The organism is Sulfuritalea sp. (assembly GCF_017302275.1).
In the GTDB taxonomy this organism is placed as follows: Bacteria; Pseudomonadota; Gammaproteobacteria; order Burkholderiales; family Rhodocyclaceae; genus Sulfuritalea.
On record NZ_JAFLDR010000021.1, the window covers coordinates 37144 to 60408 of the forward strand.

Consider the following 23265-nt stretch of genomic DNA (forward strand, 5'->3'; position numbering starts at 1 on the left):
AGTCAAACCATTCCCACCGCATTGGAGGACCACATGGCCGCAAAGACTTACAACGCTGGCGTCAAGGAATATCGCCAAACCTACTGGACACCGGAATACACCCCGAAGGACACCGACCTGCTGGCCTGCTTCAAGGTCACCCCGCAGCCGGGCGTGGCGCGCGAGGAAGTCGCCGCCGCCGTGGCCGCCGAGTCGTCGACCGGCACCTGGACCACGGTGTGGACCGATCTCCTGACCGACCTGGACTACTACAAGGGCCGCGCCTACAAGATCGAGGACGTGCCCGGCGACGACACCTGCTTCTACGCCTTCGTCGCCTACCCGATCGACCTGTTCGAGGAAGGTTCCATCGTCAATGTGCTGACCTCGCTGGTCGGCAACGTGTTCGGCTTCAAGGCCCTGCGCGCCCTGCGTCTGGAAGACGTGCGTTTCCCGATCGCCTACGTCAAGACCTGCGGCGGCCCGCCCCACGGCATCCAGGTCGAGCGCGACATCATGAACAAGTATGGTCGTCCGCTGCTGGGCTGCACCATCAAGCCGAAACTGGGCCTGTCGGCCAAGAACTACGGCCGCGCCGTGTATGAGTGCCTGCGCGGCGGCCTCGACTTCACCAAGGACGACGAGAACGTCAACAGCCAGCCCTTCATGCGCTGGAAGCAGCGCTTCGATTTCGTCCAGGAAGCGACCGAGAAGGCGCAGCGCGAAACCGGCGAACGCAAGGGCCACTACCTGAACGTGACCGCGCCGACCCCGGAAGAGATGTACAAGCGCGCCGAGTACGCCAGGTCGATCGGCGCCCCGATCATCATGCACGACTACCTGACCGGCGGCTTCTGCGCCAACACCGGCCTGGCCAACTGGTGCCGCGACAACGGCATGCTGCTGCACATCCACCGCGCCATGCACGCCGTGCTTGACCGCAACCCGCACCACGGCATCCACTTCCGCGTGCTGACCAAGTGCCTGCGCCTGTCCGGCGGCGACCACCTGCACTCGGGCACCGTCGTCGGCAAGCTGGAAGGCGATCGTGACGCGACCCTGGGCTGGATCGACCTCATGCGCGACGACTTCATCAAGGAAGACCGCAGCCGCGGCATCATGTTCGACCAGGATTTCGGCTCCATGCCCGGCCTGCTGCCGGTCGCCTCGGGAGGCATCCACGTCTGGCACATGCCCGCGCTGGTCACCATCTTCGGTGACGACTCGGTGCTGCAGTTCGGTGGCGGCACGCTCGGCCACCCCTGGGGCAATGCCGCCGGCGCCGCCGCCAACCGCGTCGCGCTGGAAGCCTGCGTCGAGGCACGCAACAAGGGCGTCGCCGTCGAGAAGGAAGGCAAGACCGTCCTGACCGAAGCCGCGAAGAACTCGCCCGAACTGAAGATCGCCATGGAAACCTGGAAAGAGATCAAGTTCGAGTTCGACACCGTCGACAAGCTGGACGTCGCCCACAAGTGAGCTTGCGACAAGGTCGCAAGCTCATCCCGGACTGCGATCCGGGATCTAGTTAGCCAAATCGAAAGGAATTCAAATGTCTGACGTAATGGATTACAACTCCCGCCTTTCCGACCCCGCCAGCCGGAAATTCGAAACCTTCTCCTACCTGCCCGCGATGGATGCGGCCAGCATCAAGAAGCAGGTCGAGTACCTGGTGAAGAAGGGCTGGAATCCGGCCATCGAGCACATCGAGCCCGAGTACCTGATGGACTCCTACTGGTACATGTGGAAGCTGCCGATGTTCGGCGAGACCGACGTGGATCGCGTGCTGGCCGAGGCCGAAGCCTGCCACAAGGCCAATCCCAACAACCACGTGAGGCTGGTCGGCTACGACAACTTCAAGCAGTCGCAAGGCGCCGCCATGGTGGTTTATCGCGGCAAGACGGTTTAAGTCGCACGGCGGTTGGCAGTATCCGGCCCCCCGCTGCGCGGCAAGCGCAGTAGGGGGCCTTTTGTTTTCCGGGAATTCGCCGATGCACGGTACGCCAGGTTTCAGCGTGCCGTCAGCGGTCCGGCCGAGTACTTGTCAAGGAGCACCGAGATGAGCAAGATCATCGAGCAGTACCGCATCACCCAGCAGCCTTACTATCGCGCCGTCGCCGACGAGGTGGAATTGTTCGAGGCCGCCTACTCCGTGCGCATGCCGATGATGCTCAAGGGCCCGACCGGCTGCGGCAAGACGCGCTTCGTCGAATACATGGCGCACAAACTGAACAAGCCGCTGATCACCGTGGCCTGCAACGAGGACATGACCGCCTCCGACCTGGTCGGCCGCTTCCTGCTTTCCGCCTCAGGTACCGAGTGGCAGGATGGCCCGCTGGCCATCGCCGCAAGGCATGGCGCGATCTGCTATCTCGACGAAGTGGTCGAGGCGCGACAGGACACCACCGTGGTGATCCATCCGCTGACCGACAACCGTCGCGTTCTGCCGCTTGAAAAGAAGGGCGAACTGGTCAAGGCCCATCCCGATTTCCAGATCGTGATTTCCTACAACCCGGGCTACCAGTCGCTGATGAAGGACCTCAAGCAGTCGACCAAGCAGCGTTTCGGCGGCCTCGACTTCACCCATCCCGAACACGCCATCGAAGCCGAGATCGTCGCGCACGAATCCGGGGCCAGCCCGGAAATGGCCGACAAGCTGGTGTCGATCGCCGAGCGCTCGCGCAACCTCAAGGGCCACGGCCTCGACGAAGGCTTGTCCACCCGCATGCTGATCTACGCCGGTTCGCTGATCGCCAAGGGCGTGAATCCGCAGGCGGCCTGCCGGGTGGCGCTGGTGCGCCCGATTACCGATGATCCTGACATGCGCGACGCGCTGGATGCCGCAGTAACCACCTTTTTCTGATCCCGCCGGAAGCCGTCTGCCATGTCCTTCAACCTCGCCGACTACGCCGAGCTTCTGGAAGACCTGTCGCCGCACAGCCAGGAGGCGTTGCGCGCCAACTGGCACGAAGCGACCAAGGTGTTCTCGCCGCGCGGCCTGGACAACTACCTGAAGGGTGCGGCCGCCATTCGCGGACTCGGCAAGGGCGATTCGCTGGTGGAAACCTGGATCGAGGAGGCGCCGATGGTCGCCAAGGAGGTCGGTGAGGATGTCGTCGGCGACCTGGCCACCGCTTCCCTCGAACTGGCCTCGCGTACCTCGGGAACGGTGATCGAGCTGCTGCTAGCCACCTCGGCCACGGCCGCCAACCGGCTGGGCGATGCCGAACTTTTCGTCAAGTACCTGCGCTTCATCAACACCCTGATCGCGCAGGCGCCGCGCGGCGTGCGGCCGATGCTGGACAAGATTGAAGTGCTGTTCCAGCACCTCACCCTCGGCGGCCTGCGCCGCTGGGCGCTGTGGGGCGCCCATGCCCACCGCACCAACTACGAGGAGCAGATCAGGTATTTCAGCCTAGATTCCAAAGAGTCGCTGGCGATGCTGCAGAAGGAACGCAAGGGCACCTTGCTGGTCGACGTGCAGCGCCGCATCAACATGTACCTGCGCGCCTTGTGGGCTCGCGACTTCTTCATGCGCCCCACGTCGGGCGACTTCGAAAGTCGCGAAGGCTACCGCCCTTACATCGAGGACTACCTGCTGCACGTGCCGGATGCCTTCGACGATTTCACGCCGGAAGGCCGCGAGCCGGTATCCGGCCTCGAGCTGTATCGCGCCACGGCCGCGCATTGCGCCGCGCACGTGGTCGAAACGAAGCTGCCGATTTCCGCCGAGGCACTGAATCCCATGCAGATGGCGGTGATCAGCGTGATCGAGGATGCGCGGGTGGAAACCCTGTCCATCCGGCGCTTTCCCGGCCTCAAGCAACTCTGGAGCAAGCTGCACACGGCCACGCCCGGGATGAAGGACAGCATGGGCGATTATTTGAATCGTCTGGCCCGCGCCCTGCTCGACGACGGTTATCAGGACGACGATCAGTGGATCGCCGAGGCCCGTGCGCTGTTCGCGCTGGCGCAGACGCAGGATAGGCTCGACAGCAACCAGACCTCCTGGGAAATCGGCGTCCAGCTCGCCCACAGCTTCGGCCAGAAACGGATTCCGTTCAATCCGCGTACCGATCTGCTCACCGCCCCCTATCGCGACGACAACCGCTACTTCTGGGAGTTCGAGGAATTCGACTTCGACAAGGCCGCCGGCGCCGGCTACGAGACCGTCAAGCAGGTGCGCAAGTACGTCAACGTGATGGAGATGGCCAACGAGATCGACGTCGAGACGGCCGGCGACGATGCCGAGGAAATCTGGGTGCTCGGCACCGAGCTCTTCCCCTATGAAAACATCGGTGACCAATACCCCGGTGGCGGCAAGAGCTTCAACGAGCTGGAAGGCAAGGAACCGGTCTCCGACCCCTTCCATTATTCGGAATGGGACTACCAGATCCAGCTCGAACGTCCGGCCTGGGCCACCGTGCTGGAAAAGCGTGCCAAGTCGGGCGACCTGCAGATCATCGAGGCCATCACCGCGCAGTACAAGCGCGAGATCCATCGCATGAAGTTCCTGCTCGACGCCATGCAGCCGCAGGGCGTGCAGCGCATCCGCCGGCTCGAGGACGGCGACGAGATCGACATCAATGCGGCGATTGCCAGCCTCACCGACATCCGGCTCGGCAACCAGCCCAACCCGCGCATCATGATGCGCAGCGTGCGCAAGACGCGCGACTTCTCGATCCTGGTGCTGCTCGACCTGTCGGAATCGACCAATGAAAAAGTGCAGGACCAGGAATACTCGGTGCGCGAACTCACCCAGCAGGCCTGCGTGCTGCTGGCCGACGCGATCAACAAGGTCGGCGACCCGTTCGCCATCCATGGCTTCTGCTCGGACGGCCGCCACGATGTCGAGTACTACCGCTTCAAGGACTTCGACCAGCACTGGGATGAAGTACCCAAGGCCAAACTCGCCGGCATGACGGGACAGTTGTCCACCCGGATGGGCGCGGCGATCCGGCATGCCGGCCACCACCTGCACCTGCAGCGCTCTGCCAAGAAGTTGCTGATCGTTATCACCGATGGCGAGCCGGCCGACGTGGATGTGCGCGATCCGCAATACCTGCGTTACGACACCAAGAAGGCGGTGGAAGAAGTGGCGAAGTTCGGCGTCACCACTTACTGCATGAGCCTGGACCCGCGCGCGGACAACTACGTCTCGCGGATTTTCGGCCAGAAGAATTACATGGTGGTGGATCATGTGCAGCGCCTGCCGGAGAAGCTGCCTCTCCTATATGCTGGTCTGACGCGATAGGAGAGACGCCATGAATGATGCTTACCCCGGCCTCAACAATGACAAGCACGGACTCACACAACTGGGCCGCATCGTGCTCGACGGCTGGCTGTTTCGCCTGATCCCCGAAACCGAGGACTGCACGGGCTGGAGCGGTGGCCGTATGCAGGCCCTGATGGAACAGGTACAGACCGAATGGGACAAGTACGCCAACCTGCCCAGCCGCCTGCCGCCGGATCTGCTCAAGCGCCACGGCGAACTCTACGATCAGGCGATCCGGACGGCACGCGCCAAGGGCTGGGACCCGGAACTCGGCGAAGACGAGTGATCGCCTTGCGGCCGGCACCCGAATGAGAATCTGCACCGGGGTCTAGCCGGTCCTTTCCTTGCGTTCGAAGAACAGCACCCGCGCCGGGCCGGCGACGCGGTCCCTGGCCGCCAGTCCCTGCATGGCCTTGAACAGTTCCGGTTGCAGCCTCGCCATGAGTTCGCGCGCGTCCTCCCGGTAGTACAAGGCTTCGTAGGCGACGGGCTGGTCGAGCCCTGTCCGTTGCTGCGGCCGGAAGCCGCGCCAGGCGAGTACCGCCAGCTGCTTCTCATGGGCATCGAGGAAGACGAACTCCTCGGCGTCGAGGATCCCCAGCATCTGCATGCTGCGTATGGGGACGAAGGCGACGCCGCGCGGGCTGCGCGCCTGCAAGCCGCGCGCGAGGTTGTAGTGTTCCGCGGGCAGGGCGCGCTGCTCGCTGGCGAGCGGCGGGTTGCGATAGACGATGATCTCCATGGTGTTCCTGAAACAATATATTGCCACCATACGCAACCGCCGATACTGCAAGAGTCGGCGCTGGCGGGACGGCAAAGAGCCACCTTATCGATGAAATAAGAAAAAGTGAATGGTACTTATAGGTTGATCCGATTACATTGTCCGTCAGGCCAACGGGGTCATCCGGGCGGACTATTCGCGGCGGATGATCCGGCATAAATCAGGGAGCAGGATCCATGCACTTCGGACGCAAGACGCTGACGCGTTACACCATCGAGCAGGAACACCGGCACCCTGGCGTTTCGGGCGAGTTTTCCAGCCTGCTCAACTCGCTGGCGACGGCGATCAAGATCATCTCCAACCAGGTGAACAAGGGTGCGCTGATCGGTGCGTTGGGCAATGCCGGCACCGATTCGGCGTCGGTCAATGTTCAGGGCGAGGTCCAGAAGAAGCTTGACGTCATGAGCAACGACGTCATGCTCCAGGAAAACGAGTGGTCCGGCAACCTTTCCGGCATGGCCTCGGAGGAAATGGAAGACGTGTATGTGCTTCCCACCCATTGCCGGCGCGGCAAGTACCTGCTGGTCTTCGATCCGCTGGACGGCAGTTCCAACATCGACGTCAACCTGACGGTGGGAACCATCTTCTCGATCCTGCGCGCGCCGAACCCAGGCAAGGACGCCACGCTCGAGGACTTCCTGCAGCCCGGCACGCAGCAGGTCTGCGCGGGCCTTGCGCTCTACGGGCCGTCGACCATGCTGGTGCTGACCACCGGCGACGGCGTCGACGGCTTTACCCTGGATCGCGACATCGGTGCCTTCATCCTGACGCATCCGCAGATGAGGATTCCCGACGATACCCACGAGTTCGCCATCAATTCCTCCAACTCGCGCTTCTGGGAGCCGCCGGTGCAGCGCTATGTCACCGAGTGCCTGGCCGGCCAGACGGGTCCGCGCGGCAGGGATTTCAACATGCGCTGGGTTGCCTCGCTGGTCGCCGAAGCCTTCCGCATCCTGACCCGCGGCGGCATCTTCATGTACCCGAAGGACAGCAAGGACGCCACCAAGCCGGGCCGCTTGCGGCTGCTCTACGAGGCCAATCCGATCTCCTTCATCATCGAGCAGGCGGGCGGCAAATCGACCACCGGACGTGAGCGCGTGATGGAGATGTCGCCGACGGAGCTTCACCAGCGGGTGCCGCTGATCTTCGGTTCGAAGAACGAAGTGGAGCGCGTCGCCGGCTACCATGCCGAGTATGCCAGCGGCAAGGAACCGGATACGTTCAATTCGCCCTTGTTTTCTACCCGTTCGCTGTTCCGGACCCAATAAACGCTAACTTTCATGACAGTGATTTCACCCGCCGATGATGAAACACGTTAAAGGCGAATTGAAGGCCCGCCCCCCCATCCCCCCTCACGGGGGGCTACTGATCAGCTCGCTTCGCTCGACTGTCATCAGTCGCTTCGAACGAGTTATTTCACGTTAAGCCAGGAGACCACCATGTCGGTCAAGCATCCCGTCGTCGCCATCACCGGATCTTCCGGTGCCGGCACATCCACGGTCACCAAGTCCTTCGACCTGGTTTTCCGCCGCGAAAAGCTGAAGGCGGCCATCGTCGAAGGCGATTCCTTCCACCGCTACGACCGCAAGGCGATGAAAGCCGCGGCGGAAGAGGCGCGGCTCGCGGGCAACAACCACTTCAGCCACTTCGGTCCCGAAGCCAACCTGCTCGAGGAACTGTCCGACCTGTTCAAGACCTACGGCGAGACCGGCAAGGGCAAGCTCAGGAAGTATCTGCACAATGCCGACGAGGCGGCGCCCTACGGCCAGCAGTCGGGCGAGTTCACGCCCTGGGAAGACATCCCGGCCGGAACCGATCTGATGTTCTACGAAGGCCTGCACGGCGCGGTCGTCACCGACAAGGTGAATGTCGCGCAGCACGCCGACCTGCTGGTCGGCGTGGTGCCGACCGTCAACCTGGAATGGATCCAGAAGCTGATCCGCGACAAGTCGGCGCGCGGCTATTCGACCGAAGCGGTGGTGGATACCATCCTGCGCCGCATGCCGGACTACATCAACTACATCACGCCGCAGTTCTCGCGCACCCACATCAATTTCCAGCGCGTGCCGACGGTCGATACCTCGAACCCGTTCATCGCCCGCGACATCCCGACGGCGGACGAGAGTTTCGTCGTGATCCGCTTCGCCAATCCCAAGGGCATCGACTTTCCCTATCTGCTGTCGATGATCCACGATTCCTTCATGTCGCGGCCGAACGTCATCGTGGTGCCGGGCGGGAAGATGGAGCTGGCCATGCAGTTGATCTTCACGCCGCTGATCCTGCGCATGATGGAAAACCGCAAACGGGCCTGACCCCAAGCGAATCAAGTACCTGGCTAGCCTGCTAGCGCGATTCGCCCGGTTTCGCCGATAATACCGGGCTACCCGGACGGAACCCGTTCCGTCCCTTCAAATCAGAGCCGCCATGACCAATCTGTCCTCCGTTGCACCCGCCTCCGTGGGCTCCAATCTTTCCAACGCCATTCGTGCCCTTGCCATGGACGGGGTGCAAAAGGCCAATTCCGGCCATCCGGGCGCGCCGATGGGCATGGCCGAAATCGCCGAGGTACTGTGGAACCGCCACCTGCGCCACAATCCGGCCAATCCCAAGTGGGCCGACCGCGACCGCTTCGTGCTGTCCAACGGCCACGGCTCGATGCTGATCTATGCCCTGTTGCACCTCACGGGTTACGATCTTTCGATCGACGACCTGAAGAACTTCCGCCAGTTGCACAGCAAGACGCCGGGCCACCCGGAGTACGGCTACACCGCCGGCGTCGAGACCACTACCGGTCCGCTCGGCCAGGGCATCACCAACGCCGTCGGCATGGCCATGGCCGAAAAGCTGCTCGCCGCGGAATTCAACCGTCCCGGCCACGAGATCGTCGATCACCGTACCTATGTCTTCCTCGGCGATGGCTGCCTGATGGAAGGCATCTCGCACGAAGCCTGTTCGCTGGCCGGCACCTGGGGCCTGGGCAAGCTGACCGCCTTCTGGGACGACAACGGGATCTCCATCGACGGCCACGTCGAAGGCTGGTTCACCGACAATACCCCGGAGCGCTTCCACGCCTATGGCTGGCAGGTGATCCGCAACGTCGATGGGCACAACCCGGCCGCCGTCGATGCCGCGATTCGCGAAGCCAAGGGCGATCCGCGGCCGACGCTGATCTGCTGCAAGACGGTGATCGGCATGGGCGCGCCGAACAAGCAGGGCACCCATGACGTGCATGGAGCGCCGCTGGGCGACGCCGAAATCGCCGCCGCGCGCGCGCATATCGGCTGGTCGCACGGCCCCTTCGAGATTCCGCAAGAGGTGTATGCCGGCTGGGATGCAAAAAAGAAGGGCGCGGAACTCGAGTCCGGTTGGCAGCGGAAGTTCGCCGCCTATGCCCAGGCCTTCCCGGCAGAGGGTGCCGAGTTCAAGCGTCGCATGGCCAACGAACTGCCGGCCAACTGGGCCGAGCACGCAAGGAAGGCCGTCGAGGCAGTCAACGCCAAGGCCGAGACCGTCGCCACGCGCAAGGCTTCGCAGATCGCCATCAACGCCCTCGCGCCGGCCCTGCCCGAGTTCCTCGGCGGTTCTGCCGACCTGACCGGCTCCAACCTGACCAACTGGTCGGGTTGCAAGCACGTTTCAGGCAAGAGCACGGGCAACTACATTTCCTACGGCGTGCGCGAGTTCGGCATGGCGGCGATCATGAACGGCATGGCGCTTCATGGCGGCGTCCTGCCCTTCGGCGGCACTTTCCTGATGTTCTCCGAATACGCCCGCAACGCCCTGCGCATGGCCGCACTGATGAAGCAGCGCGTGATATTCGTGTTCACCCATGATTCGATCGGCCTCGGCGAAGACGGACCGACCCACCAGCCGGTCGAGCAGACCGCCACACTGCGCATGATTCCGAACATGGACGTATGGCGTCCCTGTGACACGGTGGAAACCATGGTGGCGTGGACCTCGGCCGTGGAGAAGTTCACCGGCCCGACCTCGCTGTGCCTGTCGCGGCAGAACCTGCCCTTCGTGCCGCGCGACGCGGCGGCGCTTGCCAATATTGCGAAGGGCGGCTACGTCATTTCCGAGGCGAAGAACGGCAAGCCCAAGGCGGTCATCATCGCCACCGGATCCGAGGTCGATCTTGCCCTCAAGGCGCAGGCGGCGATGGAAGCCGAGATTCCGGTGCGCGTGGTGTCGATGCCCTGCACCAACGCTTTCGATCGCCAGGACGCCGCTTACCGCGAGTCCGTGCTGCCCAAAGGCGTGCCGCGCGTCGCCATCGAAGCCGGCGTCAGCGACGGCTGGCACAAGTATGTCGGCGCAGCGGATGGCGGCCAGGGTGCGGTCATTGGTCTGAACCGTTATGGCGAGTCGGCTCCGGCCGGGGCCTTGTTCAAGGAATTCGGCTTCACCGTGGCGAACCTCGTGAAGACCGTCGAGCAATTCATTTAAACGCAACCAGGAGATATTCACATGGCTATCAAAGTTGGCATCAACGGTTTCGGTCGTATCGGCCGCATGGCATTTCGCGCCATCGCCAAGGATTTCCCCGGGATCGAAGTCGTCGGCATCAATGACCTGCTTGAGCCCGACTATCTTGCCTACATGCTCAGGTACGACTCGGTGCACGGCAACTTCAAGGGCGACATTGCCGTCGAGGGCAATACGCTGGTGGTGAACGGCAAGAAAATCCGCCTAACGGCTGAGAAAGATCCGGCCAACCTGAAGTGGAACGAAATCGGTGTCGACATCGTCATCGAATGCACCGGCTTCTTCCTGACCAAGGAAACCTGCCAGAAGCACATCGACGCCGGCGCCAGGAAGGTCGTGCAGTCGGCGCCGTCGAAGGACGACACGCCGATGTTCGTCTATGGCGTGAACCACAAGAAATATGCCGGCGAGAATATCGTCTCCGCCGCATCCTGCACCACCAACTGCCTGGCCCCCGTCGCCAAGGTGCTGAACGACAAATGGGGCATCAAGCGCGGCCTGATGACCACGGTGCATGCCGCTACCGCGACCCAGAAAACCGTCGATGGCCCGTCCAACAAGGACTGGCGCGGCGGCCGCGGCATCCTCGAGAACATAATCCCGTCCTCCACCGGCGCCGCCAAGGCCGTCGGTGTGGTGATTCCGGAACTCAACAAGAAGCTCACCGGCATGGCCTTCCGCGTCCCCACCTCCGACGTATCGGTGGTCGACCTTACCGTGGAACTGAACAAGGACGCCTCCTACAAGGACATCTGCGCCGCGATGAAGGCCGCGTCGGAAGGCGAGATGAAGGGTGTGCTTGGCTACACCGAAGAGAAAGTGGTTTCCACCGACTTCGTCGGCAACACGGCACCTTCGACCTTCGACGCCGAAGCCGGCATCGCGCTTGACGGCACCTTCGTCAAGGTCGTGGCCTGGTACGACAACGAGTACGGCTACACCTGCAACATGCTGCGTTTTGTCGAGCACGTCGCCGGCTAAGTTTCATGAAACTTAGCGGCGCCCACACTTTTTTGCCCCCCACCCCCAACCCCCGCCCCGGGGCGGGGGCCTGTGGTCGCTCGCTTCGCTCGAAATGGTAGGGGGTCCATTGTCACTGCTTCCAAGGATCATGTCATGACGTTCAAGCGCCTTACTGATTTCGACCTCGCGGGCAAGCGCGTCTTCATCCGCGCCGACCTCAACGTTCCGGTCAAGGACGGCAAGGTCACCTCGGATGCCCGCATCACGGCATCGATGCCGACCATCGAGCTCTGCCTCAAGGCCGGCGCCAGGGTGATGGTGACCTCGCATCTCGGGCGCCCGGAAGAGGGCGTGTATGCCGAGGAAAACTCGCTGAAACCCGTCGCCGACGTGATGTCGGCCAAGCTGGGCAAGCCGGTACGCGTGGTCCGGGACTGGGTCGATGGTGGATTCGAAGTGGCGGCCGGCGAGTTGGTGCTGCTGGAAAACTGCCGCTTCAACAAGGGCGAGAAGAAGAATGTCGAAGGCACGGCGAGAAAATACGCCGCGCTGTGCGACCTCTTCGTCATGGATGCCTTCGGTACGGCGCATCGTGCCGAAGCCTCCACTTACGGTGTCGCCCAGTATGCTCCGGCCGCCTGCGCTGGCCTGCTGGTGGCCGAGGAACTCGAAGCGCTGACCAAGGCGCTGGCGACCCCGGCGCGGCCGATGGTGGCCATCGTCGGCGGCTCCAAGGTGTCCACCAAGCTAACCGTACTGGAGGCCCTGTCGGAAAAGGTCGACCAGATGGTGGTCGGCGGCGGCATCGCCAACACATTCCTCAAGGCTTCCGGCAAAAACGTCGGCAAGTCGCTGTGCGAGGACGATCTTGTTCCCACCGCCCAGGCGCTGATGAAGAAGATGACGGCGCGCGGCGCGACGATCCCGATCGCCGTGGACGTGGTCTGCGGCAAGAAATTCGACGCCGCCGAGCCGGCGGTGGCGAAGGACGCAGGTGCGGTTGCCGATGACGACATGATTTTCGACATCGGACCGAAGTCGGCGCAGGAACTGGTCGACATCATCATGAAGGCCGGCACCGTGGTCTGGAACGGCCCGGTCGGCGTGTTCGAATTCGACCAGTTCGGCGAGGGCACCAGGGCGGTCGCCATGGCCATCGCCAAGACCAAGGCCTTCACGCTGGCGGGCGGCGGTGACACCATCGCGGCGATCCAGAAGTACGACATCTACGACAAGGTGTCCTACATTTCGACCGCGGGCGGAGCATTCCTCGAGTTCCTCGAAGGCAAGAAACTGCCGGCCGTGGAGATGCTCGAACAGCGGGCGGCTGGATGACCGTTTCGCGCCAGCGCTCGACCAAGATCGTCGCCACGCTGGGCCCCGCGTCCAGCAGCCCCGAGCGCATGCAGGAGCTGGTCGCTGCCGGGGTGGATGTGGTTCGCATCAACTTTTCCCACGGCACGGCCGATGATCATCGCCAGCGCGTCGAAGCGCTGCGTGTCGCGGCACACGATGCCGGGCGGACCGTTGGCGTCATGGCGGACCTTCAGGGCCCCAAGATACGCATCGGCAAGTTCGCGGACGGTCCGGTGCAGATCAAGGCCGGGCAGGACTTCGTCCTCGATGCCGCCTGCGCCCTGGGCGACGAGGGGCGGGTCGGCCTCGACTATCCCGATCTGGTCAAGGATGTGCAGGCCGGCGACGTGCTGCTGCTCGACGACGGGCGCACTGTGTTCGACGTGTTGCGGATCCACGGCACGGAGATTCTGTGCCGCAACCGCCACGACGGCGAACTGTCGAACAACAAGGGCATCAACAAGCAGGGCGGCGGACTCACGGCGCCGGCACTGACCGCCAAGGACATGGAGGACATCCGCACCGCCGCCAGCCTCGGCATCGATTATGTTGCGGTGTCATTCCCCAAGTCGGGCGACGACATGCGCCTGGCGCGGGCTCTGCTGCAGGCGGCGGGATCGAACGCGCTGCTGGTGGCCAAGATCGAACGTGTCGAGGCGATCGAGAACCTGAACAACATCCTCGAGGCCACCGATGGCGTCATGGTCGCGCGCGGCGACCTCGCGGTAGAGGTCGGCGATGCCGCGGTGCCCGCGCTGCAAAAACGCATCATCCGCACCGCGCGCGACTTCAACAAGTTTTCGATCACGGCGACGCAGATGATGGAGTCGATGATCCACAGCCCGGTGCCGACCCGCGCCGAGGTGTCGGACGTCGCCAATGCGGTGCTCGACGGCACCGATGCGGTCATGCTCTCGGCGGAGACGGCAACCGGCGACTACCCGATACCAGCTGTGGAAGCCATGGTGCGCATCTGCGTCGAGGCCGAGAAGTCGTCCGATTTCCCGCTCGACACGCATTTCCTCAATCGCGTATTCACGCGCATCGACCAGTCGATCGCCATGGCCGCGCTGTTCGCCGCGCATCACCTCAAGGTCAAGGCGATTGCTTCGCTGACCGAGTCGGGTTCCACCGCATTGTGGATGTCTCGGGTCAACACCGGCATTCCGATTTACGCCCTGACCCAGGAAGTGCGGACGCGCTACAAGGTCAGCATTTTCAAGGGCGTGTTTCCGCTCATGTTGCCGCAAAGCGGCCACGATCGGGATCGGATACTCTTTGATGCCGAGGAAGCGCTGATTGCCGCCGGGGCGGTGGCGATCGGCGACCTGATCGTGCTGACCATCGGCGAGCCCATCGGCAAGTCAGGCGGCACCAACACCATGAAAATCGTCAAGGTCGGCGAGCACCGTTCCAATCATTAAACCCAGCAAACCAGTCACAGCGAATCCATTTTTTCCAGGAGATTGCCATGCCCCTAGTATCCATGCGCCAACTGCTCGACCACGCCGCCGAAAACGGCTACGGCCTGCCAGCCTTCAACGTCAATAACCTGGAACAGATCCAGGCCATCATGGAAGCCGCCCAGGAAACCAACAGCCCTGTGATCATGCAGGGCTCGGCCGGCGCCCGCAAATACGCCGGCGAGCCCTACCTGCGTCACCTGATCGAAGCGGCGATCGAGACCCATCCCGACATCCCGATCGTGATGCACCAGGACCACGGTGCCAGCCCGTCGATCTGCATCCAGTCGATGCGCTCTGGTTTCTCCAGCGTGATGATGGATGGTTCGCTGATGGAGGATGCCAAGACCCCGGCGACATTCGAGTACAACAGCAAGGTGACCCGCCACGTGGTGGACATCGCCCACGCCATCGGCGTGTCCGTCGAAGGCGAGCTCGGTTGCCTCGGTTCGCTCGAATCCGGCATGGGAGAGAAGGAAGACGGCCACGGTGCCGAGGGCGTCCTGTCGCACGACCAGCTGCTGACCGATGTCAACGAAGCCGCCGAATTCGTCAAGGCCACCGGCGTCGACGCGCTGGCGATCGCCATCGGTACCAGCCACGGCGCCTACAAGTTCACCCGGCCGCCTACCGGGGCCGTGCTGCGCATCGACCGCATCAAGGAAATCCACGCACGCATCCCCAACACCCACCTGGTGATGCACGGATCGTCGTCGGTGCCGCAGGACTGGCTCAAGATCATCAACGAGAACGGCGGCGACATGGGTGCGACCTACGGTGTGCCGGTCGAGGAAATCGTCGAAGGCATCAAGAACGGGGTACGCAAGATCAACATAGACACCGACCTGCGCATGGCATCGACCGGATCGATTCGCCAGTACTTCAACAAGGATCGCAAGAACTTCGATCCGCGCAAGTATCTGGCCGAGGCGCGCAAGGCCATGAAGGAAATCTGCAAGGCACGCTACGAGGCCTTCGGCTGTGCCGGCCAGGCGGCGAAGATCAAGCCGGTCTCGCTGGAGAAGATGGCCGAGCGCTACAAGAAGGGTGAGCTCAACGCCATCGTGAAGTAACAAGCGTTTTGGAGTAAAGTTTCTGGCCGCCGGAACAACCGGCGGCCTTTTTTCATCTGGTCTCCCATGGATATCAAGTCCCACGCTTTCGATCGCCTGCGCAAGGTTTTCAGCGGCAGCCTCGATGTCGTCGAGTACGCCGGCCTGATGGTGATCGCCATCGCCACCACGATCGCCATGTACCAGGAGGCGATGGTCATGGTCGAGGCCAGGCGCGTGACGCTGGCCGACCTGCTGCTGATGTTCCTTTACCTCGAGGTGTTGGCGATGATCGGCCAGTACTTCAAGTCCGGCCAGTTGCCGGTGCGCTTTCCGCTGTACATCGGCATGGTGGCGCTGGCGCGTTACCTGATCCTCGACATCAAGGACATGAGCGAGTTGCGCATGCTGGCGGTCTCCGCCGCAATCTTCCTGCTCACCGTGGCCGTGCTGGTGATCCGCTACGGCCACGTGCGCTACCCTTACCGCGAAGACGCCGAAAAAGAACCCGGCAAAGCCTACGTCCGCGAATAAATCTTTTCCAGAGCACCGCCATGCCCCTTGTCGTCACGCCCCCCCTGTTCGAATCGACCATCAAGAGCCTTCCGCTGCTTGGACGCGGCAAGGTGCGCGACATCTACGCGGTGGGCGACGACAAGCTGCTGATCGTCACCACCGACCGGCTGTCGGCCTTCGACGTGGTCCTGCCCGATCCGATTCCCGGCAAGGGCGCGGTGCTGACGGCGGTGGCGAATTTCTGGTTCGGCAAGCTGGCCCATGTCATCCCCAACCAGCTGACCGGCATCGATCCGGAAGCCGTCGTTGCCGACGCGCAGGAGAAGGCCCAGGTGCGCGGCCGGTCCCTGGTGGTGAAGCGCCTCAAGCCCCTGCCGATCGAGGCGGTGGCGCGCGGTTACCTGATCGGATCGGGCTGGAAGGACTACCAGGCCACGGGTTCGGTTTGCGGCATCGCCCTGCCCGCCGGACTAAGCATGGCGCAACAGTTGCCGGAGCCGATCTTCACCCCGGCGACCAAGGCCGAGATGGGTGATCATGATGAGAACATCGACCACGCGACGGTGGAAAGGATGCTCGGCGCGGAGCTGGCGAAGACGGTACGCGACACCACGTTGCGCCTGTATCGCGAGGCCGCGGCCTTCGCCCGCGTGCGCGGCATCATCATCGCCGACACCAAGTTCGAGTTCGGTCGTGACGACGAGGGGCGCCTGCACCTGATCGACGAAGTGCTGACGCCGGATTCCTCGCGCTTCTGGCCGGCCGATCGCTACAAGGTCGGCATCAGTCCGCCCAGCTTCGACAAGCAGTTCGTGCGCGACTACCTGGAAACCCTGGACTGGAACAAGAAGGCGCCCGGACCCAAGCTGCCGCAGGACATCATCGACAAGACCACCGCCAACTACCTGGAGGCGCTGACCCGCCTTACGGGCATTGCGGCGACGTGATCGCGGCCTGGGCCCGGGTCCGATGAGCGATTCCTTCGCCGTGCCGCCAGCGCCGACTTCCGGTGGCACGTCCTTGCCGGTTGTGCGCCGGATCGGATTTGCCGCGCCCCTGCGCTGGCTGGGGCTCGGTTGGCGGGATCTCTGGCGGCAGCCGGCGGCGAGCCTGTTCTACGGCATTGCGATCATGGTGGCCGGAGTCGTGATACTCGGTGTCACCGCCAGCCTGCCCTATCTGTTCGCCGCCGCCGTAACGGGCTTCCTGCTGGTGGCGCCGATGCTCGCGGCGGGACTTTACGAACTTTCCCGACGCTACCTGGCCGGCGAACCTGCAGCGCTGACGGATTCCATGCTGGCTTGGCGGCGCAATCCCTCGGCCCTGGTCGGCTTTGGCCTGCTCTCGATCCTGGCCGGCACCGCCTGGCAGGTGGCTTCCGTGGTCATCGTCGCCTTGTTCTACCAAGGCCCGGCGCTGGCACCGCAGGCGATGATCATCGAGGTCCTGGTCAATCCGCGGCATTACCTGATGTTCTTCATCTACATGTGCAGCGGCGGTTTGCTCGCGGCGGTGGTGTTTGCGCTAAGCGTGGTATCGATGCCGATGCTGGTCGATCGCCGCGGCGACCTGCTGGCCGCCTTGTCCACCAGTCTCAATGCGGTGGCGGAGAATCCCTTGCCGCTGGCCTTCTGGGCTGCGCTGCTGATGCTGCTGACCGGCATCGGATTCGCCACTGCGCTTCTGGGACTGATCGTGATCATGCCCTGGCTCGGCCATGCCAGCTTCCACGCCTACAAGGAACTGGTCGAGTAGGCTGCAAAGGCAGCAACGCCGGGAGGCGCGCGAAGGGCGCTCTTGCGTTTTCCGGGGACCGCCCCAACCTGTCTTCCGATTCCCCACCTCAGGACCGACATGAATCCATTGCTCGATTTCTCCGGACTGCCGCGTTTCGACGCCGTGACCCCGGACCACGTGGCGCCCGCGATTCGCCAGCTCGTTGCCGAGAATCGCCACCTGATCGAGCATCTGATCGCAGCGGAAACTCCCGCGACATGGGATGGCTTCGTACAGCCCATGCTGGATGCCGGCGAGCGCCTGTCGCGTGCCTGGGGCATCGTCGGCCACCTGCACTCGGTCAATGACGTACCGCCCTGGCGCGACGCGTACAACGCGCTCTTGCCCGATGTTTCCAGCTTCTACGCCGACCTCGGACAGAACCTTGCGCTGTTCGCCAAGTACAAGGCACTTGCGGCGGGGACGGAATATCCCGCGCTCGCACCGGCGCGTCGTCGCATCATCGATAACGAATTGCGGGATTTCCGCCTCTCGGGTGCCGAGCTGCCCGAGGACAGGAAGCCGCGCTTCAAGGAAATCCAGGAAGAGCTGTCGGCGCTGGGTGCGAAGTTTTCGGAGAACGTGCTCGATGCCACCAACGCACATGCCGAGTGGATAGACAGCGAAGCCGACCTTGCCGGCCTGCCCGAGGATGCGAAAGTCGCGGCGAAAGTGGCGGCGGAGAAAGACGGGCGGCAGGGATGGAAGATTACCCTGCACGCACCGTCCTACCTTCCGGTCCTGCAGTTCTGCGACAACCGCGGCCTGCGCGAGCGCCTGTATCGGGCCTATGCGACGCGCGCGTCCGAGTTCGGCCCCGCGGAACGCGACAACGGTCCCTTGATCGAGCGCCTGCTGGCCCTGCGCCACGAAGAAGCGCAAATGCTCGGTTACGCCAGTTTCGCCGAGGTGTCGCTGGCGACCAAGATGGCCGACACACCGGCCCAGGTCGCTGCCTTCCAGCGCGACATGGCCGCCAAGGCCCGTCCTTTTGCGATCCGCGACGTCGCCGAGCTGCGCGATTTCGCCCGCCAGGAACTGGGCCTGGAAACGCTGGAAAGTTGGGACCTGGCCTGGGCCTCGGAAAAGCTCAAGCAGCAGCGCTACAGCTTTTCCGATGACGAAGTGAAGCAGTACTTTCCCGAACCCCAGGTGCTGGCCGGACTGTTTCGGGTCATCGAATCGCTGTTCGCGGTCCGCGTCATGCCCGATACCGCGCCGGTCTGGCATCCGGCCGTGCGCTTCTTCCGAATCGAGCGCGCGGGCAAGCTCATCGGCCAGTTCTACCTCGACCTGTACGCTCGCGAAACCAAGCGCGGCGGGGCGTGGATGGACGAGGCGATCACCCGTCGCCGCGTCCAGGCCGGGGTGCAGACGCCGGTGGCCTACCTCAACTGCAACTTCCCGGCCCCGGTCGGCGAGGGTAGCCAGGCGCGGCCCGCCACCTTCAGTCACGACGATGTCATTACGCTGTTCCACGAGTGCGGCCACGGCCTGCACCATCTGCTGACCCAGGTCGATGAACTGCCGGTATCGGGCATCCACGGTGTCGAATGGGATGCCGTGGAACTGCCCAGCCAGTTCATGGAGAACTTCTGCTGGGAATGGGATGTGCTCACCGGCATGACGGCCCACGTCGACACCGGTAGCCCGCTGCCGCGTGCCTTGTATGACAAGATGATCGCCGCGAAGAATTTCCAGAGCGGCCTGCAGATTCTGCGCCAGATCGAGTTCGGCCTGTTCGACCTGCTGCTGCACAGCGAGTTCGTGCCCGGTGCCGGGCGCGGGTTCCTCGACCTGCTGGGCGACGTGCGCCGCGAAGTCGCGGTACTGGTGCCCCCCGAATGGAACCGCTTCCCGCAAAGCTTTTCGCATATCTTCGGTGGCGGCTACGCGGCCGGCTATTACAGCTACAAGTGGGCGGAAGTCCTCTCGGCCGACGCCTACGAGGCCTTCGAGGAAGCCGCGAAGACCTCCGGCAGCACGCTCGATGAGCAGATCGGCGAACGCTTCTGGCGCGAAATCCTGTCCGTCGGCGGTTCGCGCCCGGCACTGGAGTCCTTCAGGGCCTTCCGCGGCCGCGACCCGCAACCGGACGCCCTGCTGCGGCATAACGGGATGGTTGCTACGACCTGAATCGCCGTTCCGGCAGCGCCGCTGGCAGGGAATACCGCCCTCGGCCTTGCCGTCGGCAATGCTTTCGCGGCGGTTAGGCTGCCCGGATCAGGGCGGCGAATTCACGGTCGAGCAACGCCGCGTCGCCACTGTTGAGCTCCACCAGGCGGCGCAGGTGGGTGATGCTATCCACGTCGATAGTCCGGCAGCGCAGGCCAAGTTGCCGCCCCTCGACATGCATCACCTCGGCATCCATGGCGATCACCGTGCCGGGCGCGAGTTCCAGCGAAAGGCGGCATTCCTCGCCCGGGCTGCCCTGCCAGGCACTATGGGTCTCGAGCAGGGCGCCTTTCAGGGAAATGTCCAGTAGTTGCGCCGAAAAAGTACCACGCTCCGTTGTCAGTCGCACCGGGGAATGAAACGCGGCGCGCCAGAAATTCCGGCGCTCAGTAGCCTTTGTCACGAAGTTTCTCCTTTGGCTGCTCGATGCTGAAGTCGATTCCGGTAAAAAAGTCCTCCAACGGGCACGGTGAACTTGTGCTGCAATCATGTTCCCGCGCGCATTCCGCCTGCGTCTGGTCGAGCACTACGTACTGACCGCAAATCCTGCATTGTGCTATCGGCGAATCGAACATGATCGACCTCCCGTTTCGTAATGGTCGGCCTCCCTGTCTTGATTATAGACGGTGGCCTTGCTCAGGTATCATCGGCGCATGAAGATCGCCACCTGGAACGTGAATTCCCTCAAGGTGCGCCTGCCCCATGTACTCGACTGGCTGGCGACGACGCAGGCGGACGTGCTGTGCCTGCAGGAAACCAAGATGGAGGAAAAGGCCTTCCCCCATGGCGAGCTCGAGGCCGCCGGCTATCGCGCCGTGCATAACGGGCAGAAGACCTACAATGGCGTCGCCATCCTCGCTCGCACCGCCTTGGACGAGGTGGCTTGCGACATCCCGGGTTTCGCCGACGAACAGAAGCGCGTGCTGGCCGCCACGGTCGAAGGCGTCCGCGTGGTCTGTGCCTACATGCCCAACGGCCAAGCCGTCGGAGCCGACAAGTACGGGTACAAGCTGCGCTGGCTGGCGGCGCTGGCCGACCATTTGCGCGACGAACTGCAGCGCTTCCCGAAGCTGGTCCTGCTCGGCGATTTCAACATCGCGCCGGACGATCGCGACGTGCATGATCCGGAGGCGTGGAAGGACCAGATCCTGTGCAGCGAACCCGAGCGTGCCGCGTTCCGGCGCTTCGTCGACCTCGGCCTGGCCGACGCCTTCCGCCTCTTCGAGCAGCCGCCGAAGCTATACTCTTGGTGGGATTACCGGCAGATGGGTTTCCGCCTCAATCGCGGCCTGCGCATCGACCACATCCTGCTGTCCGTGCCGCTCGCCGCCGCGTGTACCGCCTGCAGCATCGACAAGGCGCCGCGCAAGCTGGAGCGTCCGTCCGACCACGCGCCCGTGATTGCCACGCTGGATGCCGCGCCGTGAGCGCGGACGCGCTGCTGGGGCTCTACCCGGTGCTGGCGCGACTGCCGGTGGGATTGCTGCAACGCATCCGCGAAGCGCTGCAGCCGCTGTCGATCGCACCGGGCACGGTGGTGTTCGACGAGCGCCAGCCCTGCCTCGGCTTTCCCTTCGTCCTCGAAGGCTCGATCCGCGTCGCCAAGATCAGCGGCAATGGCCGCGAACTGCCGCTGTACCGCGTGCTGGCCGGCGAAAGCTGCATCATTACCTCGAGCTGCCTGCTCGGCCACGCCGACTACAACGCGCGCGGCACCAGCGAGGGGCCGACCACGCTGGCCCTGCTGCCGCGTCCGCTGTTCGACGAAATGCTGGGCGAACCGGCCTTCCGCGATTTCGTCTTTGCGCTGTTCTCCGAGCGCATGGCGGAGCTGATGCAACTGGTCGAGGAGGTCGCCTTCCGCAAGCTCGACCAGCGCCTTGCCGCCCTGCTGCTGGGCAAGGGGCGGGTGGTGCATGCCACGCACCAGCAACTGGCCGACGAACTGGGCAGCGTGAGGGAGATGGTCAGCCGCCTGCTGAAGGGATTCGCCGAGCAGGGGCTTGTGCGCCTCGGCCGCGAGCAGGTGGAGGTGCTGGACGCCGCGGGTTTGCGCAAATTGGCCTCTGTGACTTAGGTTACAGTCAGGCGCCTAGGGAACGGGTCTAATGCACCCACTGTTGCACAACCCCTCAAGGAGAAAACCATGAAACTGAACGTCGGCGGAATCGATCGTGTATTGCGTATTGGCGCGGGTCTAGGACTGGTTGCCTGGGCCGCCATGGGTGGTCCGGTGTGGGCCTGGATCGGCATCGTGCCCCTGGCCACCGGTGCCATCGGCTGGTGCCCGGCGTATCCCCTGCTCGGCTTCAGCACCTGCTCGATGAAGAAGTCGACCTGAGGAGTCATCGCACAAAGCCCGCAACCGCTTGAATGCGATGCGGGCTTTGCGCTTTTTGCGAGGAGCAAACTCGGGGGCCGTCAGAACTCCATTCCCAGGTTGATCGAATCAAAGGTCTGGCGCCCGCCGTTGCCGTTGGCGGTGAAGAACTCCTCGCTGCGGCGCACCCGCGTCAGCGAGAACCGCAGCGCATCGATGCGCACGCTGACGCCCGCGGTGAGGTCGTACACGTGCGGCCGTCGTTGCACGGAGGGACTGTCCCGAAACACTGTCCCGTCGAGGAAGATGTTGTGGGCAACGACCCGATGGTCGAGGCCGGCGAAAATCCACCACTCGATGCCCTGGGCGCGCGCCGGCTCGATGTCGCGGCGTATGTTCTTCAGCATCGCGCCGCCGGGCTCGATGGTGTCGGTGCCGAAGCCCGTCATGTTGCGGCCCAGTCGCAGCATGCCGCCGGCGCGGGCCAGGGTCAGGGTGGTGCCGACTGTGGCGCCGCCATGCGGAATCAGTTCCAGGTCCAGGCCATGCATGTCGCCGACCTTGTGCTTGCCCTTGGCGAGCCAGGAGACGAGGAAGGCCGGCTCGTTCGGAATCTGGTTGTGCCAGCCCATGGGTTTCGGCGAATCGATCAGCTTGTGCCAGCCGGACTGGATCTCCCGCCCCAGCGCGGCGGGGCCGACCACGCCGAGGTCGATCTCAACCGTGTCGAGGCGGTTCTGCGTGGCCCGCTGCGCCACGCCGCCGAGGTAGAGCCAGGCGGCCCATGGCCGGTCGAATGGCTGCGCGGCGCTGACCGTGATCGCCCTCGGCGTGTATAGGTTCTGGCCGAGGAAGAGGCCGAAGCGGACTTCGCTGCTGGCCTTGGGCGCGATGGCCTCGAGGATTTCGTTCGCCGGAAACTGCAGCAGGTCAAAGGAAGCGCCGCCGCCGAACTTGATGCCGTTGGTGTAGTAGCGGTCGGTGCGCGCCAGCAGGTCGTTTTCGATGAACAACTGCAATTCGCTGCCCTCGGGCGGACGCGCCTGGGCCGCGCCGATGGCGAGCGAGGCGAGAGTCGCGATGACGGCAATGGCGCGAAGCATCGGGTGGCGAGTGGCGGAGTG

Annotated in this window: 22 protein-coding genes; 19 read left to right on the top strand and 3 right to left on the bottom strand. The window is 63.7% G+C overall.

Annotated features, from left to right (window positions below):
- The first annotated feature begins 33 nt into the window (after nt 1-33).
- The 5 genes from J0M27_RS12745 to J0M27_RS12765 all read left to right on the top strand — a co-directional run bounded on the left by J0M27_RS12745 (nt 34) and on the right by J0M27_RS12765 (nt 5537).
- Nucleotides 34-1455 carry a form I ribulose bisphosphate carboxylase large subunit gene (locus J0M27_RS12745; RefSeq protein WP_294992132.1) on the top strand — a complete coding sequence of 474 codons (1422 nt, stop codon included), beginning with the start codon at nt 34-36 and terminating at the stop codon, nt 1453-1455.
- A 73-nt stretch (nt 1456-1528) separates the two neighbouring features.
- Nucleotides 1529-1885, top strand: coding sequence for a ribulose bisphosphate carboxylase small subunit (locus tag J0M27_RS12750; protein WP_294992135.1), 357 nt, complete (start codon nt 1529-1531; stop codon nt 1883-1885).
- Nucleotides 1886-2035: 150 nt separating this feature from the next.
- Complete coding sequence (locus J0M27_RS12755; RefSeq protein WP_294992138.1) at nt 2036-2839, top strand: CbbQ/NirQ/NorQ/GpvN family protein; 804 nt, start codon at nt 2036-2038, stop codon at nt 2837-2839.
- A 21-nt stretch (nt 2840-2860) separates the two neighbouring features.
- Entirely contained in the window at nt 2861-5230 is a 2370-nt protein-coding gene (locus J0M27_RS12760; protein WP_294992140.1) for a nitric oxide reductase activation protein NorD, read from the top strand.
- Between the two features lie 10 nt (nt 5231-5240).
- Entirely contained in the window at nt 5241-5537 is a 297-nt protein-coding gene (locus J0M27_RS12765) for a hypothetical protein (RefSeq protein WP_294992143.1), read from the top strand.
- A gap of 42 nt (nt 5538-5579) precedes the next feature.
- On the opposite strand, the gene J0M27_RS12770 is transcribed toward J0M27_RS12765, so the two are convergent.
- A complete protein-coding gene (locus J0M27_RS12770) occupies nt 5580-5993 on the bottom strand; it encodes a hypothetical protein (protein ID WP_294992145.1) in 414 nt (137 codons plus the stop codon).
- Nucleotides 5994-6208: 215 nt separating this feature from the next.
- On the opposite strand from J0M27_RS12770, the gene J0M27_RS12775 reads away from it, so the two are divergent.
- The 11 genes from J0M27_RS12775 to J0M27_RS12825 all read left to right on the top strand — a co-directional run bounded on the left by J0M27_RS12775 (nt 6209) and on the right by J0M27_RS12825 (nt 19782).
- Nucleotides 6209-7300 (top strand): class 1 fructose-bisphosphatase, encoded by a 1092-nt coding sequence (locus tag J0M27_RS12775; protein ID WP_294992148.1) that lies wholly within the window; start codon nt 6209-6211, stop codon nt 7298-7300.
- A 171-nt stretch (nt 7301-7471) separates the two neighbouring features.
- Entirely contained in the window at nt 7472-8344 is an 873-nt protein-coding gene (locus tag J0M27_RS12780) for a phosphoribulokinase (RefSeq protein ID WP_294992150.1), read from the top strand.
- A gap of 112 nt (nt 8345-8456) precedes the next feature.
- The gene (gene tkt / locus J0M27_RS12785; protein WP_294992152.1) at nt 8457-10481 is read left to right on the top strand and encodes a transketolase; all 2025 of its coding nucleotides are present in this window, start codon (nt 8457-8459) and stop codon (nt 10479-10481) included.
- A 21-nt stretch (nt 10482-10502) separates the two neighbouring features.
- Nucleotides 10503-11501, top strand: coding sequence for a type I glyceraldehyde-3-phosphate dehydrogenase (gap, locus tag J0M27_RS12790; protein WP_294992155.1), 999 nt, complete (start codon nt 10503-10505; stop codon nt 11499-11501).
- Between the two features lie 135 nt (nt 11502-11636).
- Entirely contained in the window at nt 11637-12818 is a 1182-nt protein-coding gene (locus J0M27_RS12795; RefSeq protein ID WP_294992158.1) for a phosphoglycerate kinase, read from the top strand.
- Entirely contained in the window at nt 12815-14263 is a 1449-nt protein-coding gene (gene pyk / locus J0M27_RS12800) for a pyruvate kinase (RefSeq protein WP_294992160.1), read from the top strand. Before J0M27_RS12795 ends, pyk begins: the two co-directional genes overlap by 4 nt.
- Before the next feature lie 47 nt (nt 14264-14310).
- Nucleotides 14311-15375 (top strand): class II fructose-bisphosphate aldolase, encoded by a 1065-nt coding sequence (gene fba / locus J0M27_RS12805; RefSeq protein ID WP_294992163.1) that lies wholly within the window; start codon nt 14311-14313, stop codon nt 15373-15375.
- A 66-nt stretch (nt 15376-15441) separates the two neighbouring features.
- Complete coding sequence (locus tag J0M27_RS12810) at nt 15442-15888, top strand: phosphate-starvation-inducible PsiE family protein (protein ID WP_294992165.1); 447 nt, start codon at nt 15442-15444, stop codon at nt 15886-15888.
- 20 nt (nt 15889-15908) lie between these two features.
- On the top strand, nt 15909-16817 hold the full coding sequence (locus tag J0M27_RS12815; protein WP_294992168.1) for a phosphoribosylaminoimidazolesuccinocarboxamide synthase: 909 nt from the start codon (nt 15909-15911) through the stop codon (nt 16815-16817).
- 22 nt (nt 16818-16839) lie between these two features.
- Complete coding sequence (locus J0M27_RS12820) at nt 16840-17625, top strand: DUF2189 domain-containing protein (protein ID WP_294992171.1); 786 nt, start codon at nt 16840-16842, stop codon at nt 17623-17625.
- A 99-nt stretch (nt 17626-17724) separates the two neighbouring features.
- On the top strand, nt 17725-19782 hold the full coding sequence (locus J0M27_RS12825) for a M3 family metallopeptidase (RefSeq protein ID WP_294992174.1): 2058 nt from the start codon (nt 17725-17727) through the stop codon (nt 19780-19782).
- A gap of 73 nt (nt 19783-19855) precedes the next feature.
- On the opposite strand, the gene J0M27_RS12830 is transcribed toward J0M27_RS12825, so the two are convergent.
- A complete protein-coding gene (locus J0M27_RS12830) occupies nt 19856-20224 on the bottom strand; it encodes a PilZ domain-containing protein (RefSeq protein ID WP_294992177.1) in 369 nt (122 codons plus the stop codon).
- Between the two features lie 250 nt (nt 20225-20474).
- Between J0M27_RS12830 and xth the strand changes: the two genes are divergently transcribed.
- The 3 genes from xth (at nt 20475) to J0M27_RS12845 (ending at nt 22162) form a co-directional block, all read left to right on the top strand.
- A complete protein-coding gene (gene xth, locus J0M27_RS12835) occupies nt 20475-21248 on the top strand; it encodes an exodeoxyribonuclease III (protein ID WP_294992180.1) in 774 nt (257 codons plus the stop codon).
- Nucleotides 21249-21289: 41 nt separating this feature from the next.
- The gene (locus J0M27_RS12840) at nt 21290-21898 is read left to right on the top strand and encodes a Crp/Fnr family transcriptional regulator (protein WP_294992210.1); all 609 of its coding nucleotides are present in this window, start codon (nt 21290-21292) and stop codon (nt 21896-21898) included.
- Nucleotides 21899-21967: 69 nt separating this feature from the next.
- Entirely contained in the window at nt 21968-22162 is a 195-nt protein-coding gene (locus tag J0M27_RS12845) for a DUF2892 domain-containing protein (RefSeq protein WP_294992183.1), read from the top strand.
- 80 nt (nt 22163-22242) lie between these two features.
- On the opposite strand, the gene J0M27_RS12850 is transcribed toward J0M27_RS12845, so the two are convergent.
- On the bottom strand, nt 22243-23244 hold the full coding sequence (locus J0M27_RS12850; protein ID WP_294992186.1) for a lipid A deacylase LpxR family protein: 1002 nt from the start codon (nt 23242-23244) through the stop codon (nt 22243-22245).
- Between the last annotated feature and the right edge of the window lie 21 nt (nt 23245-23265).